Here is a 13,157-nt window from a genome sequence, read left to right as displayed (position 1 = left end):
TACTGAAACTTGTTTACCGAGGTCGGTGAATTGAAGGTGGTAAGACCGCATCCCGCGTACGCCGGAGCGGGTCCCAGGGGACCCCGTTCAGCGGTCGTCGTCGGCGTGTCGCTCCCCCGTCGCGTACGGGTTCTCCTCGTCCGCCGCCAGCACCCCGACGAACGGCTCGCCCTCGCCGTCGAAGGTGTACGCCCCCGCGCGGATCCGGTCGATCAGCCCGCGGGTCCACTCGGCGCCGGTGTCGGCGGTGTGCACCCAGAGGTTCATGATCTCGCCGATATGGCCGAGCTGGGCCGGGCCTGCCTCCGGTGTGTAGTACTCGGTGACGGACTTCCGCCACGCCTGGATCGCCCGCACCCGCTCCTCCAGCAGGGCGAGCACCTCCGCGCGCGGGAGGTCGACCATGAAGCCGAGGGCGGCGGTGAGCACGTCCGGGCGCTGGTCATAGGCGGTGAGAGAGGAGCGGACCAGGGAGAAGTACTCCTCCGTGCCCTTCCCGGTGACCTCGTACTCGGTGCGCGGCGGACCGCCTGCCGTGGACGGGGCGACCTCGTGCGCGACCAGCAGGCCCTGCTTGGCCATCTGCTTCAGCGCGTGGTAGATCGAGCCCGGCTTGGCGTTGGACCACTCGTGCGCGCCCCAGAACTCCAGGTCATTGCGGACCTGGTACCCATGGGCCCGCCCATGCTGACGGACGGCCCCCAGGACGAGGAGACGGATCGCTGACATGGGTTCAGGGTAGGCGTCAAGCACCGGGGGGCGGCGCGCCGGGCTCCCCCGGACCCGCGGAGCCGGAAAGACACCGGGCCGGAAGGACGCCGGGCCACAAAGCCGCCGGACCGGAAGGACGCCGGGCCCGAAAGCCGCCGGGCCAGAAGCGGCCGGAGAGCAGCCGACGGAGAGCAGCGGCCAGCGAGGCAACGGTCAGGGAACGGCGGCCAGCGGGGCAGGGGACGGCGTTCACGGGACGGCCGCCCGGAGGCCGCCGTCAGCCCCAGGACTCCCCCCGCTCCAGCGCCACCAGCTCGAACGCCGTCCTGCCGTCCAGCGACTCCCGGATGATGTCCGCGTGCCCCGCGTGACGGCCGATCTCGCGGATCAGATGCAGGCACACCCAGCGCACCGAGACCCGCCCCTCGGGCGGGAACCAGGGCTGGTCCGGCAGCGCGAAGGTGTCGTCGAGACTCGGCACCGAGCGGATGTACGCCTCCGTCTCGGCGGCGACCTTCTCCCCGTACGCGAGCTGGGACTCGACGCTCTCGCCGTCGACCAGCGTGAAGCACTCGTGCCAGTTCGACTCGTCCCGCGCCACGGCCGGCGGCTCGCCCTTGGCGCGGGCGATCCAGCCCTGCTCGACCTCGATGACATGCTTGAGCAGCCCGCCGAGCGTCAGTTCGCTCGCGCTCGGCCGGGCCGCCGCCTGCTCCTCGGTGAGCCCCAGCACGGAACGGCGGATGCCGCCGCGCTGCTCCTCGATGAAGGCGAGCAGCGCCCCGCGCTCGTCGCCCGCCGCCTCGGCCCGTACGTGAGTGACCATGACTGACCCCCGCCTTCCCGGATCGGATGTCCCTTGCCCTGCTGACACCGATGACGCTACGGGCCAATGAGGTCAGATCCTGACCCAATGGCCCGCGGCAGCACCCGGGAAAAGCCGCCCAGGGCCCACCCATCGCCCCCAGAACCCGCCAACCGGCGTCAAGAGGACGAGGCGCGGCACCGGGTCAGAACGGGAACCCGCTGCGCCCCCGCTGCACCGAGATCCACTTCAGCGACGTGAACGCGTCCACCGTCGACTCGCCGTTCAGCCGCCCCACCCCGGAGCTCTTCTCGCCGCCGAACGGCACCAGCGGCTCGTCGTGCACGGTCCCGTCGTTGACATGGAACATCCCCGTGTCGATGCGCCGCGCGAAGCGCACGCCCCGCTCCGGGTCGCCCGTGTGCACCGCTCCACTGAGGCCGTACGGCGTGTCATTGACCAGCCGGACCGCCTCCTCCTCGCCGTCGAAGGGGATGAGGAAGGCGACCGGGCCGAAGATCTCCTGCCGCAGCAGCGCGGAATCGGCGGGCAGGCCGGTCAGTACCGACGGCTCGACCAGGTTGTCCCGGGTCTCGCCCCGCACCAGCGCGGTCGCGCCCTCGGCCAGCGCCTGTTCGACGGCCCCCGAGATCATCTCCGCCTGGGAGGCGTTGATCACCGGGCCGATCACCGTCTCCGGGTCGCGCGGGTCACCGGTCTTGAGGGACCTGACCTTGGCGACGAACTTCTCGGTGAACCCGGGGGCGATCGAGCGGTCCACCAGGATCCGGTTGGCGGCCATGCAGACCTGGCCCTGATGGACGTACCGGCTGAAGACCGCCGCGTCGACCGCGTAGTCGATGTCGGCGTCGTCCAGGACCACCAGGGCGCTGTTGCCGCCGAGTTCGAGGAGGACGCGCTTGAAGCGGCCCGCGCAGACGACGGCCACATGGCGGCCGATCTTGTCAGAGCCCGTGAAGGAGATCACCTTGGGCACCGGGTGCTCGATGAAGGCGTCGCCGATCTCGGCGATGTCGGTGATGACGACATTGAGCAGGCCGGGCGGCAGCCCCGCGTCCTCGAAGATCTTCGCGATCAGGGTGCCGCCGCAGACCGGGGTGTCCTGGTGCGGCTTGAGGACCACGCCGTTGCCGAGGGCGAGGGCGGGGGCGACGGACTTGAGGGAGAGCAGGAAGGGGAAGTTGAAGGGGCTGATGACCCCGACGACCCCGACCGGGACCCGGAAGAGCCGGTTCTCCTTGCCCTCGATCGGGGAGGGGATCAGCCGGCCCTGCTCGGTGGTGGCCAGGCCGATGGACTCGCGCAGGAACTCCTTGGCGAGATGGAGTTCGAAACCGGCCTTCACGCGCGTGCCGCCGAGTTCGGCGATGATCGCCTCGGCTATCTCGTCCTCGCGCTCCTCGACCAGCCGCAGCGCCCGCTCGATCACGGCCCGCCGGGTGAAGGCGTTGGTCTCGGCCCAGTCGCGCTGGACGCGCTCGGCGGCGCGGTAGGCCTGATCTATCTCATCGGCCGCGGCTATGGTGATCGAGGCGAGCTTCTCGCCGTCGTACGGATTGACATCGATGATGTCCCAGGCGCCGGTACCCGGGCGCCACTCACCGTCGATGTACTGCTGGGCCAGGTCGGTGAAGTACGACGACGACATGTGATCCCTCAATCCCCGCCGCCCCGGCTGCCGGTCACGCAGCGAGAGCGGTCAAAGCCGTGGAAGCCAAAGCGGTCAAAGCCGTGGAAGCCATGGAAGCCGTGAGAGCCCGGCCCGCCCGGTGGAGAGCCGTACGAGCCCGCTCGGTCGAAGCGGTCGGCCCGCCGAGGGACACCGCGCGGCCGGCCACCGAGAGCCGCCCGGGACCCACCCGGAAAACCTGACGCTCTGATCGCATGTCATCGTACTTGTGTTTCAGGAGAGTTGAAGCAGTCCACGGAGAAGATCCCGGCTCTCCGCGGGACCGGGGCTGTCGGTCTGGAGTTCCTTGAGGGCGGTCTCGTACTGGGCGACGTCCTCGGTCTTGTCCAGATAGAGGGCGCTGGTGAGCTGCTCCAGATAGACCACGTCGGACAGATCGGACTCCGGGAAACTGAGAATGGTGAAGGCACCGGACTCGCCGGAATGCCCGCCGAAGCCGAACGGCATGACCTGGAGCCGTACATGGGGGCGCTCGGAGATCTCGATCAGATGCTGGAGCTGTCCGCGCATCACCTCGCGGTCGCCGTAGGGGCGGCGCAGCGCGGCCTCGTCCAGGACGATGTGGAAGTCGGGGGCGTCCTCGGCGACCAGATGCTTCTGCCGCTCCAGCCGCAGCGCCACCCGGCGCTCGACATCCGCCTCGCCCGCGCCCTTCATCCCGCGCCGCACCACCGCGCGGGCGTACGCCTCGGTCTGGAGCAGACCGTGCACGAACTGCACCTCGTAGGCGCGGATGAGGGAGGCCGCGCCCTCCAGGCCCACATAGGTGGGGAACCAGGTCGGCAGGACGTCCGAGTAGCTGTGCCACCAGCCGGCCACATTGGCCTCACGGGCCAGGGAGACGAGGGAAGCGCGCTCGGTCTCGTCCGTGATGCCGTACAGGGTCAGCAAGTCCTCCACGTCCCTCGTCTTGAAGCTCACCCGGCCCAGTTCCATCCGGCTGATCTTCGACTCGGAGGCGCGGATGTGGTACCCCGCCGCTTCGCGCGTGATGCCGCGCGCCTCGCGCAGTCGCCTGAGTTGCGAGCCGAGCAGCATGCGTCGCACCACCGATCCGGGCTCTCCCGCGCTCACGTTCGCCGCCTCCCAACCGTCTTCAGGGCCCGCAGTCTGCCACTAAAGCACTTCGAGCAGTACTCGTCCGGTTACAGAGACGGAAAGAAGCCAAACATTCCGCATCCGTTCCGGGCCGCTCAGTGCCCACAGCTGGCGCAAAGGTGACGGAAAAAATGACCAACAAGCGGTACGGGAGGGTCCAATTCGGTCGCGTGCACGTGCATCTGCCCTTGCATCTGATGTACGCATCCGAAACCATGGACTCGCGCCACCGCTGCATCGCAACGACCGCGAATTCCCGGGAGTGCCTCGCATGGGGACGAATGGATCGACCATGCTCAAGCCGTTACGGCAGGGCCTTCCACCACTGGACCCCTCGGCCGCGTCCGACGCCGCCTCCTGCGCCCTGCCCGCCCGCTACGAAGCGGTGCGCGAGGCCCGCCGATTCGCGCGCGACACCCTGGACGGCTGGGAAGTGGGCGACCGCTTCGACGACATCTGCCTGGTGGTCTCCGAACTCGTCACCAACGCGCTGCGCCACGCGCTGCCGCATCCCGGCCCCTGTCCGGTGGGAACGCTCGGTCATGAGCAGCCGGTCCGGCTCCAGTTGATGCGCTGGACCAGCCGCCTGGTGTGCGCCGTACGCGATCCCAGCGCCGATACGCCGGTCGCCCGGGAGACCGAGGACTTCTCGGCGGAATCCGGCCGGGGACTGTTCCTGGTGGACTCCTTCAGCGACAGCTGGGGCTGGCACCCGCTGACCGGATCACTGCCCGGAAAGGTCGTCTGGGCGATGTTCGGCCTCGGGGAGGAGCGCGGGGAGCAGCGGGGGAAGGGGAGCGGGAGCGGGCAGGGGGACGCGAGCGGCCAAGGGAGCGGCCAGGTGAGCGGGCAGGGGAGCGGGCAGATACCCGGGGAGGATGTCCCGGGGGTTGATGGGGTCCGGGCACGGGGTGACGCCCGGCTGAGAGGCGGCGGCGTCCGGCCCGGCGATGGCTGTTGAGGTACCGGAGCACTTCATGCGCCCCGGTTCTACGCGCGTTACCGACTGGTACGGACCAGGCCCCGCGACCCGTTGCACGACACGCCCGAGGGCACGCCGGACGGGCCGCGTCTCAGCCGACGATCAGATGGTCGAACTCTCCGTCCTTGACGCCGAGCAGCATGGCCTCGATCTCGGCGCGGGTGTAGACGAGCGCCGGACCGTCCGGGAAGTTCGAGTTGCGGACGGCGACCGCGCCGCCGGGCAGTCTCGCGAACTCCACGCAGGATCCTTGGGAATTGCTGTGCCGGCTCTTCTGCCAGGCCACTGAGCCCAGCTTGGCGGCGGCCATGCCGTTGTAGACGCCGGGGGCGGGGACTCCGCCGTAGAGGTCACCGCCATACCGGTCACCGTCGTACACATCACCGTCGTACACGTCGTGGTCCACAGGTCGCTCCCCGGTGGTGCACTGGCTGGTGTGGCCATTGATGCATCGGTCAACTGTGCCGGATCATAACCTTGTTCATCTGCGGATGCATGGGCGAATGCATGCGCAGATGCACGTGCACGCGGGGTGTTCCCGTGATTACAGCTTTGACGACCGCTTTACCTCTGCCGCCCCAGCTTTACCCATTCCCCCGGGGCGATCCATTCGTTTTCACGGACGTTTCACGGATGCGGTTCCATCCGGTCGAGCGTCTGCCCCAGAGACCGCATGACATGCGATCTCCACCCTCCGTCCATGATCCTCCGCGCCATCAACTGCGCCGGATCGTCGGGGTCGAATCCCTCGTGCACTAGGAACAGACGCGTTCCCCGCCCTTCCTGTTCCAATGTCCACGTGATGGTCCAGTCGGCGGAGTTGGTCGGATCGGTGTCGGCCCAGCGGACTCGAAGCATCCGTTCAATGTCGAAGGCCAGCACACTCACTTCCACGCTGCCGGAGAAACCTGTGTTCGGTCTCGGCACCGAAGTCATCCGGTAGTGATGACCGACCTCCAGCCGGAAGTCCCGCGCACCTGGCATCTGCCACTGCACGAGCAGCTCGGGCTCGGTCAGGGCGCGCCAGACCTTGGCGGGCGGATGGGGGAAGAAGTGGTCGACGCGGATGGCCGTCAGCCCGTCGGCGGGCTCGCCCTGCCGGTCCGGCTGGTGCGGGGAGGCGGTGTTCATGTCGCCTCATCGTCGGGCATCCGGTCCAGCAGCGCGCCGAGGCCGGTCAGCCGTTCGCGCCAGAAACGCTCGTACGGATGGAGCCAGTCCTGTACGTCGGCCAGCGGGGACGCCTCCAGACGGTAGATACGCCGCCTGCCGGAGCGCTGCTCGGAGACCAGACCGGCCTCCCTGAGCACCTTCAGATGCTCGGAGAGGCTCGGCCGCCGCATGGCGAAGTGATCGGCCAGCGTCTGCACGGACTGCGGTCCGCCGTCCCGCAGCAGCCGCAGCACCTCACGCCGGGTGGTGTTGGCGAGGGCGGCGAAGACGCGGTCGGTGGGGGTGGGGTCGGGGTCGGGGGTGGGGGTCGGCTCCGGGTTGGAGGTGGGGGTCGGCTCCGAGCCGGAGGTGGGGGTGGGCGCGCTGGGGCCGGGGGGCGGCTCAGGGGGCGCCCCGGTTCCGTGCGGCGGCGGGGTGTCCGTCCCGGTCCCGGGTGCGGTCATGGCGTGATCAGGGGCCTTCCTTCTCCGTCAGGAGCCATCGGCCTCCGTCAGGAGCATCAGCGCGTTGCCGTCGGGGTCGCGGAAGGAGGCCATCCGGCCCCATGGCTGCTCCTCGGGGCCCTCCACGGCGACGCCCGCCTCGGTGAGACGCGCGCAGTCGGTGTCGACATCGGTCGTGACCAACATGATCCCCCGGGCCGAGCCGGGCTCGAAACCGCCCATGCCGGGTCCGGAGAGCGTGAACACGGTCTGCGCGCCGCGCGGGGCGACCTGGAGCCAGCGGCCGGGCGGCATCTGGAGATCGGCGGTGACCTCGAAACCGAGGACGTCCCGGTAGAAGCGCAGGGCGCGGTCCTGGTCGGTGACGGGGAGGGTGATGAAGGAGGTGTGGGTGATGTGGGTGGGGGTGGGAGCGGTGGGGGTGGAGTTCGTCGTCATAGGACAACGATAGGTAGGGGATGCCCTACGCGTCAAACGTAGGAGATCCCCTACCTATCGCGCGGCGGGAGTGTGCCTGGGGGTGCCTGCGCCGCCGGGCGCCGACCTTTCCCGCGCATCGGGCGTCAGACCTCCACATCCAGGAAAGCGTCGAAGACCGGCGGCAGCCGCTTCCAGGCGTCCCGCCCGGCGGCGTACTCGGTGTCGGTCAGCAGACAGGACTCCAGCAGGCGCTCCAGCCCGTCGCGGTCCAGGCCGGGGGACGTGAACACCAGGTGCTGGCCGCGGTCGCCGTGCTCCGGGTGCCAGTCCAGCGCGGCGGCGGCCCGACGCACCGGCGGGACCAGGTCCCAGGCCGCGTCCGGCAGCGAGGCCAGCCATGGACCGGCCGTCTCGACGCAGAGCGCGCCGCCCGCCGCGTCCCAGTGCAGCAGGGTGTCCGGCCGGTCGGCGAGCCAGAACCGCCCTCTGCTGCGCACGGCGGCACAGGTCAGCTCCTCCAGCGCGGCGTAGAGCCGCTCAGGGTGGAAGGGGCGTCTGCGATGCCAGACGAGCGTGCTCACCCCGTGCGCGTCGGCCTCGGCGGGCAGCAGCGCACAGGCGGGGTGCTGGGCCGCGCCGGCGGCATCGACGTCGAAACCGGCGAGGGCGGCGGTGGTGAGGGGGGTTGGGGGGTGCGGCGGGCGTGGGGGCTGCGGGGAGGTTGGGAGCTGCGGGGAGGGTGGGAGCTGCGGTGGACGCGGTAGCTGCGGGGAGGTTGGGAGCTGAGGCGGGCGTGGGAGCTGGGTCGAGCGCGGTTGCCTCGGCGGCTCCGGTGTTCCTCGGGGCGCCGAGGGCTTCGCGGGCCCCGACGTGCCGGGGCCGACGGGTGTCTCCTGGACGCCCGGCGGGTCGGCTGGCGGGGCGGCTGGCGGATCGACCGGCGGGGCGGCTGGCGGGTCGACCGGCGGGTCGACCGGCGGGGCGGCTGGCGGATCGGCTGCCGGATCGACCGGCGGGGCGACCGGCGGATCGGCTGCCGGATCGGCTGCCGGATCGGCTGCCGGATCGGCTGCCGGATCGGCTGCCGGATCGGCTGCCGGATCGACAGGCGGCCCGGCTGGCGGATCGGTAGGCGGAGCGATAGGTGGCCCGACCGGCGGGCCGATCAGGACCCGGTGGGCCGTCGGGTGCAGTTGGGTCAGCAGCTCGCGGTCCTCGTCATCGGCCTCCGGGGATTCGGTGATCGCGAGGACCGGCGCGTACTCCAGCTGACGGGCGAAGGTGTCCGCGACCGTGCGCCGATCGGTCGCGGCTGCGGCGAGGCCGCGCTCGGCGAGATCGTCGCCGTTGGCGAGATACGGCAGCAGCAGTGCCGGATCGACGGCGGTGATCACGCCGGTCAGTCGCAGCCCGCCGGAGACGATCACCTTCGCCATCGCCCTGGGCTCGACGGAGTCCCACAGCTCGACGATCGCGAGCGGTGCGACCCCGTCCCGGGCGAGCCGCGCCAGTTCGGGGACCAGGTCCTCGCGCAGCGCGCAGCAGGCGCAGTCGTCGACCAGCGGCGCCTCGCCAGTGGCGAGGACACCGCGGGCGTCGGAGACGGTCCGTACGACCGTGCCGGCCGGGGCCGTCGCGAGGTCGTGGTGGAGCACGACGCTGCCGGGCACGTCGGCGAGCAGCCGGGCCACCGTGGCCCGGCGGGCATCGGCGTGCAGCCCGCCGACGATCACCACGGGGAGGTCGGGCACCGGCCTAGCCCTGCTTTCCGTACCGGCGCTCGAAGCGCTCGACGCGGCCCGCGGTGTCCAGGACGCGCGCGGTACCCGTGTAGAAGGGGTGGCTCACATGGGAGATCTCCACATCCACCACCGGGTAGGTGTGGCCGTCCTCCCAGACGATCGTCTTCTCGCTCGTCATGGTCGAACGGGTGAGGAAGGCGTGGTTCGCGGCGCGGTCGCGGAAGACGACGGGGCCGTAGGCGGGATGGATTCCCTGGCGCATGCGGTGCCTCAGCGCTCCTCTCGGAAGTCGACGTGCCGCCCGGCGACCGGGTCGTACTTGCGCAGGGTCATACGGTCCGGGTCGCTGCGGCGGTTCTTGCGGGTGACGTAGGTGTAGCCGGTACCGGCGGTGGACCGGAGCCTCACCACCGGACGGACTTCGTTGCGTGCCATGCTGCTATCTTACTGAAAACGATTCCCATTAACACCTTCCGGGGCAGAGAGGTACGTCACCACCACATGTCCGCACACTGCATGCTCACCGGCGCCCGGCCGGGCTTCGGCAACCGCATCTCCCACTCCCATCGGCGCACTCCGCGCCGGTTCGACCCCAATGTCCAGTCCAAGCGCTACTGGCTGCCGAGCGAGGGCCGGTATGTACGGCTGCGGCTCAGCGCCCGTGGGATCAGGACCGTCGACACGATCGGCGTCGAGGCGGCCGTCGCGCGCATCCGGGCGCGCGGGGTCAAGGTCTGAGGGGGGACGGATCCATGGCGAAGAAGAGCAAGATCGCGAAGAACGAGCGGCGCCGGGAGATCGTCGCCCGGTACGCCGAGCGGCGGGCCGAGCTGAAGGAGATCATCCGCCGGCCCGCCTCGACCGACGCCGAACGGCTCGCCGCCCAGCGCGAACTGCGCGGCCAGCCGCGCGACGCCAGCCCCATCCGCGTACGTAACCGCGACGCGGTGGACGGGCGCCCGCGCGGGTACTTCCGCGCGTTCGGCCTGTCCCGGGTGGGGCTGCGGGGGCAGGCGCACGCGGGGTATCTGCCGGGGGTGCGCAAAGCGTCCTGGTGAGGCGGAGGACAGGGTCCTGGTGAGGCCGACAATCCCGCGCGGGCGGGCCTCACCGGGGCCGGGGCGGACTGGGCGCGGACGGGCCCGTCGGGCCCGGGGTCATGGGGTTACGGGCTGGTAGCTTGCTGTGGGTCAGGACGTCCGATCGGCTCATTGTGGGGGCTTTCCGTGACTTCGGTGTCGAGTGGGCGTGGTGCTGGTCGGGGTCGGTGGGTGCGGTGGCCCGTCGCCGTGGCCGCCGGGGTGGTGGGCGTGCTCGCGGCGAGCGGGTGCGGCGGGAGCGGCTCGGACGACGACTCCGCGTCCTCGGCGCCTTCCCCCTCCCCCACCACCGCCGCCTCTCCCTCCGCCTCGGCGGACACCGGGGGCGCGTCCGGTGGTTCGGCGTCCGGCGCCGGGGAGTTGGAGGGCAGTTGGGTCACCACCTCCGCGGACGGCAAGGTGGTCGCCCTGATCGTCACGGGCGCGGAGGCGGGGCTCTTCGCGACCGGCGGGACTGTGTGCGGCGGGACGGCCGGGGAGGCGGACGGCGAGCGGGTGATCAGCCTTGAGTGCACCGACGGCGGCGACGACCGGGCGGCGGGCACGGTCGGCTCCGTGTCGGCCACCACGCTGGAGGTGATCTGGGACGGAACGCTCGGGACGGAGACGTACACCAAGACCGAGGGCGGACAACTGCCGTCGGGGCTGCCGACGCCGGGTCCGGGGCAGTGACCCGTCCGTCCTGGCCTTCGCCGGGTGGGCAGTCGCCGTCCGGCTGATGGATCAACGGGCCGGGGGCGGCGCCGAGTTCCCGGCCCGCCGAGATTTTCTTCCGGAGCGCCGTCGAAGGCGGAACTGGCCACCGGCTCCGGGCCTGGCGTCCGCCGACGGACCGCGAGCGCGAGGCGGATCGGGGTGGTGATCGCCGGGGTGGTCCGGACGGTGACCGCGAGCCTCGCCGCGCCGGGCAGCGGCTCCGGCCGGTCGCTATCCGTCGCGCCCCCGGGCGGGCGACCGCCCTCAGCGTCCGGAACCGGCTCGTCCGGCCAGCGTAAGCTCCTGCCAAATCATCGTCATCTGCCATCTGCCGTTCGTCTTCGGTCTTCTGTTGTCTGTTGTCCGTCGTCTGCTCTGCCACCCGTGGGGATCCCGTACATGCGCGCGCGTCCGCTTCCGCTCTCCGTTCTCGCCCTCGCGGGCGCTCTGCTGCTGGGTGCCTGTGGGGGTGGGGGTGACGACAGCGGTGGCGACGGCGGCGCTGCCGACGGCAAGGCGACGACGGCGGGGGCGCCCGGCGCGTGCGCGATCGGGGACCTGACGGTGGAGGCCGGTCCGGCCGCCGAGGCACCGGCCGACGGGGACACCGGCAATGTGCCGGTCACCCTCACCAACCGGGGCGCGGACTGCGTCCTGGACGGCTTCCCGGGCGTCCGTCTGGAGGGCGGAGACGCCTCCGTGGACATCCCGGCCGACGAGGCCGCCACCGCGCAGCAGCTGACCCTCGCGAAGGACGTCGCCGCGACCTTCACCGTGACCTATGTGCGCGGTACGGGCGGCGTCGACGCCGAGCAGTTGCGGGTCAGCCTCCCCGGCGGCGACCAAGGGGCGGGGCTTCCGTGGTCGTACGGCCCGGTGGCCGCCGAGGGCGGGGTACCGGAGGCATCGGTGAGCGCGTTCCAGCAGGCGGGGGACTGAGGCTGGTGACGAACGGTCCCCGGGGGCCGCGTTTCAGCGGGGCGGCAGCCCTCGCCGGGAGGCGACCTCCGCGCGGTCGGCGGCTTCGGAGCCCTGGGTCCAGCCGGCCGCGTCGGTGACTCCGCGGAGCCGGGACGTGGTGGTCTCGGGGAACATCCGGTCGGTCGCGTCGGTGACGGCCACCGCGCGGGTGGCGATCACAGGCAACAGGTCGTCGCTCACCGGGGTCTCGGCAGCCGCGGCGAGCCGGGCCCCCATGCGATGGGCATAGGCGGCGAGGAAGGACTGCCGGAAGGTCTTGGTGCGCTTGCGACCGCCCTTGCGCTGGGCGGCCTCGGCCCGGGTCATGGCGGTGTCGGCCTGGACCAGGAGCGAGGTGTAGAGCAGTTCCACGGCGGTGAGATCGGCCTCGAACCCGACGACCGTGGAGAAGCCGAAGGGTTCGTTCCAGACCGCCCGGCAGTGATTGGCGGTGGCGACCGCGTCCAGGAGGACGGCCTTGGCCTGCTCATAGGGCGGCTCGACGCCGATCCGGCAGGCGCCCGGCGTGTCGGGGGCGGGCGCCCGTGCGGCGAGCAGTGCCTCGTCCACGCTGTACCGGGCCATCAGTTCCTGAGCCTTGGCGGTGAGCGCCTCGGCCTCGTCGGGAAAGCCGGTGGCCTCGGCCTTGGCGAGCAGGGCGCGGATACGCACCAGGGTGCGGGACGGGGAACCACCGGGGGCTCCGGACCCGCTTTCGGCGTGGTCGTCGAGCGGCTCCAGGGCGGGCAGCCGCAGCAGCAGCCGGTACAGCTCCAGCACCGTCCCGGCGTGGGAGAAGCGGTCCGCGCGGGGCGGCGTACCGGCGGGCAGGGCATCGAGCTGACCGGCCCAACGGGCTCCGCGCGGACGGTCGTCGGGCGCCTGCGCGCGGATGAGAGCGGCGGCGAGGCGCGCGTGTACGTCGTCCAGTTCGCGGCGTACCAGGCGCATGACGTCGGCGGGTTGCCAGCCGCGCCGCCAGGCCGCCGCGATGAACTCCCGGCCGCGCCGGTCGAGCTCCGCGTCGGCGGAGGGGTCGGCGGCGAGGAGGGAGGCGGCGGTGTCGAGGGCGGTGTCGTCGCCGTCGGGGGCGTAGAGGGCGGCGAGGGCGCGGTCGACGGGGGTGGGCGGGGTCGTACTCACGTTCTCGATCGTGCCATGTGGGAGGGGGTGCGGGGTGCTCTCGCCGAGCGGGGTCGTCATGGGAGGGGGCTGTACAGCACGGCAGGGTGCCGTCGGCCGGCGAGGCTCGGCGCGTCAGCCACAGCGGCAGCGGCAGCGGCAGCGGCAGCTACGGCGGCAGCGGCGCCGAGCAT

15 protein-coding genes and 2 pseudogenes are annotated in these 13,157 nt (G+C 71.5%); 5 read left to right on the top strand and 12 right to left on the bottom strand.

What is annotated here, in order from left to right:
• Window positions 1-87 precede the first annotated feature (87 nt).
• The 4 genes from ABZX40_RS31155 to ABZX40_RS31140 all read right to left on the bottom strand — a co-directional run bounded on the left by ABZX40_RS31155 (window position 88) and on the right by ABZX40_RS31140 (window position 4,265).
• Window positions 88-729: a PadR family transcriptional regulator gene (locus ABZX40_RS31155; RefSeq protein WP_355745195.1), complete on the bottom strand. Its 642-nt coding sequence runs from the start codon at window positions 727-729 to the stop codon at window positions 88-90.
• A 259-nt stretch (window positions 730-988) separates the two neighbouring features.
• Window positions 989-1,537: a DinB family protein gene (locus ABZX40_RS31150; RefSeq protein ID WP_355745198.1), complete on the bottom strand. Its 549-nt coding sequence runs from the start codon at window positions 1,535-1,537 to the stop codon at window positions 989-991.
• A gap of 184 nt (window positions 1,538-1,721) precedes the next feature.
• Window positions 1,722-3,185: an aldehyde dehydrogenase family protein gene (locus tag ABZX40_RS31145; RefSeq protein ID WP_355745201.1), complete on the bottom strand. Its 1,464-nt coding sequence runs from the start codon at window positions 3,183-3,185 to the stop codon at window positions 1,722-1,724.
• A gap of 255 nt (window positions 3,186-3,440) precedes the next feature.
• Window positions 3,441-4,265 (bottom strand): helix-turn-helix transcriptional regulator, encoded by an 825-nt coding sequence (locus tag ABZX40_RS31140; RefSeq protein WP_355745305.1) that lies wholly within the window; start codon window positions 4,263-4,265, stop codon window positions 3,441-3,443.
• A gap of 331 nt (window positions 4,266-4,596) precedes the next feature.
• Between ABZX40_RS31140 and ABZX40_RS31135 the strand changes: the two are divergent.
• Window positions 4,597-5,088 (top strand): annotated as a pseudogene (locus ABZX40_RS31135) (ATP-binding protein); the annotation flags it as partial.
• Between the two features lie 310 nt (window positions 5,089-5,398).
• Here ABZX40_RS31135 and ABZX40_RS31130 read toward each other — a convergent pair.
• The 7 genes and pseudogenes from ABZX40_RS31130 to rpmG form a co-directional block, all read right to left on the bottom strand.
• A complete protein-coding gene (locus ABZX40_RS31130) occupies window positions 5,399-5,617 on the bottom strand; it encodes a DUF397 domain-containing protein (protein WP_355745308.1) in 219 nt (72 codons plus the stop codon).
• Window positions 5,618-5,934: 317 nt separating this feature from the next.
• On the bottom strand, window positions 5,935-6,438 hold the full coding sequence (locus tag ABZX40_RS31125) for an SRPBCC domain-containing protein (protein ID WP_355745204.1): 504 nt from the start codon (window positions 6,436-6,438) through the stop codon (window positions 5,935-5,937).
• Window positions 6,435-6,755, bottom strand: a pseudogene (locus ABZX40_RS31120) (metalloregulator ArsR/SmtB family transcription factor); the annotation flags it as partial. The pseudogene ABZX40_RS31120 and the gene ABZX40_RS31125, both read right to left, overlap by 4 nt.
• Window positions 6,756-6,950: 195 nt before the next feature.
• A complete protein-coding gene (locus tag ABZX40_RS31115) occupies window positions 6,951-7,361 on the bottom strand; it encodes a VOC family protein (RefSeq protein WP_355745207.1) in 411 nt (136 codons plus the stop codon).
• 125 nt (window positions 7,362-7,486) lie between these two features.
• Complete coding sequence (locus tag ABZX40_RS31110) at window positions 7,487-9,094, bottom strand: GTP-binding protein (protein WP_355745210.1); 1,608 nt, start codon at window positions 9,092-9,094, stop codon at window positions 7,487-7,489.
• A 4-nt stretch (window positions 9,095-9,098) separates the two neighbouring features.
• Complete coding sequence (locus ABZX40_RS31105; RefSeq protein ID WP_355745212.1) at window positions 9,099-9,347, bottom strand: type B 50S ribosomal protein L31; 249 nt, start codon at window positions 9,345-9,347, stop codon at window positions 9,099-9,101.
• An 8-nt stretch (window positions 9,348-9,355) separates the two neighbouring features.
• Window positions 9,356-9,520, bottom strand: coding sequence for a 50S ribosomal protein L33 (gene rpmG / locus ABZX40_RS31100; RefSeq protein ID WP_355745215.1), 165 nt, complete (start codon window positions 9,518-9,520; stop codon window positions 9,356-9,358).
• 66 nt (window positions 9,521-9,586) lie between these two features.
• Here rpmG and rpmB point away from each other — a divergent pair, with 66 nt between their 5' ends.
• From rpmB to ABZX40_RS31080, 4 genes are all read left to right on the top strand, one after another.
• A complete protein-coding gene (gene rpmB / locus ABZX40_RS31095) occupies window positions 9,587-9,823 on the top strand; it encodes a 50S ribosomal protein L28 (RefSeq protein WP_355745218.1) in 237 nt (78 codons plus the stop codon).
• A 14-nt stretch (window positions 9,824-9,837) separates the two neighbouring features.
• Complete coding sequence (gene rpsN, locus ABZX40_RS31090) at window positions 9,838-10,143, top strand: 30S ribosomal protein S14 (RefSeq protein WP_355745221.1); 306 nt, start codon at window positions 9,838-9,840, stop codon at window positions 10,141-10,143.
• 213 nt (window positions 10,144-10,356) lie between these two features.
• A complete protein-coding gene (locus ABZX40_RS31085; RefSeq protein WP_355745224.1) occupies window positions 10,357-10,857 on the top strand; it encodes a hypothetical protein in 501 nt (166 codons plus the stop codon).
• Between the two features lie 423 nt (window positions 10,858-11,280).
• Window positions 11,281-11,820, top strand: a complete 540-nt coding sequence (locus ABZX40_RS31080; protein ID WP_355745227.1) for a DUF4232 domain-containing protein — start codon at window positions 11,281-11,283, stop codon at window positions 11,818-11,820.
• A 33-nt stretch (window positions 11,821-11,853) separates the two neighbouring features.
• Here ABZX40_RS31080 and ABZX40_RS31075 read toward each other — a convergent pair whose 3' ends face one another.
• On the bottom strand, window positions 11,854-12,984 hold the full coding sequence (locus ABZX40_RS31075) for a DUF2786 domain-containing protein (RefSeq protein ID WP_355745230.1): 1,131 nt from the start codon (window positions 12,982-12,984) through the stop codon (window positions 11,854-11,856).
• Window positions 12,985-13,157: the final 173 nt, after the last annotated feature.

The sequence above is a fragment of the Streptomyces sp. NPDC004610 genome, from assembly GCF_040609715.1.
Classification (GTDB): Bacteria; Actinomycetota; Actinomycetes; order Streptomycetales; family Streptomycetaceae; genus Streptomyces.
The sequence above is the reverse complement of the archived record's forward strand: the minus strand, read 5'-3'. Positions and strand labels throughout refer to the sequence as shown.

What these genes read in the sequence shown, in the direction of transcription:
- ABZX40_RS31155 (WP_355745195.1), bottom strand. Translation starts at nt 729, where the DNA reads ATGTCAGCGATCCGTCTCCTCGTCCTGGGGGCCGTCCGTCAGCATGGG.
- ABZX40_RS31150 (WP_355745198.1), bottom strand. Translation starts at nt 1,537, where the DNA reads ATGGTCACTCACGTACGGGCCGAGGCGGCGGGCGACGAGCGCGGGGCG.
- ABZX40_RS31145 (WP_355745201.1), bottom strand. Translation starts at nt 3,185, where the DNA reads ATGTCGTCGTCGTACTTCACCGACCTGGCCCAGCAGTACATCGACGGT.
- ABZX40_RS31140 (WP_355745305.1), bottom strand. Translation starts at nt 4,265, where the DNA reads ATGCTGCTCGGCTCGCAACTCAGGCGACTGCGCGAGGCGCGCGGCATC.
- ABZX40_RS31130 (WP_355745308.1), bottom strand. Translation starts at nt 5,617, where the DNA reads ATGGCCGCCGCCAAGCTGGGCTCAGTGGCCTGGCAGAAGAGCCGGCAC.
- ABZX40_RS31125 (WP_355745204.1), bottom strand. Translation starts at nt 6,438, where the DNA reads ATGAACACCGCCTCCCCGCACCAGCCGGACCGGCAGGGCGAGCCCGCC.
- ABZX40_RS31115 (WP_355745207.1), bottom strand. Translation starts at nt 7,361, where the DNA reads ATGACGACGAACTCCACCCCCACCGCTCCCACCCCCACCCACATCACC.
- ABZX40_RS31105 (WP_355745212.1), bottom strand. Translation starts at nt 9,347, where the DNA reads ATGCGCCAGGGAATCCATCCCGCCTACGGCCCCGTCGTCTTCCGCGAC.
- rpmG (WP_355745215.1), bottom strand. Translation starts at nt 9,520, where the DNA reads ATGGCACGCAACGAAGTCCGTCCGGTGGTGAGGCTCCGGTCCACCGCC.
- rpmB (WP_355745218.1), top strand. Translation starts at nt 9,587, where the DNA reads ATGTCCGCACACTGCATGCTCACCGGCGCCCGGCCGGGCTTCGGCAAC.
- rpsN (WP_355745221.1), top strand. Translation starts at nt 9,838, where the DNA reads ATGGCGAAGAAGAGCAAGATCGCGAAGAACGAGCGGCGCCGGGAGATC.
- ABZX40_RS31080 (WP_355745227.1), top strand. Translation starts at nt 11,281, where the DNA reads ATGCGCGCGCGTCCGCTTCCGCTCTCCGTTCTCGCCCTCGCGGGCGCT.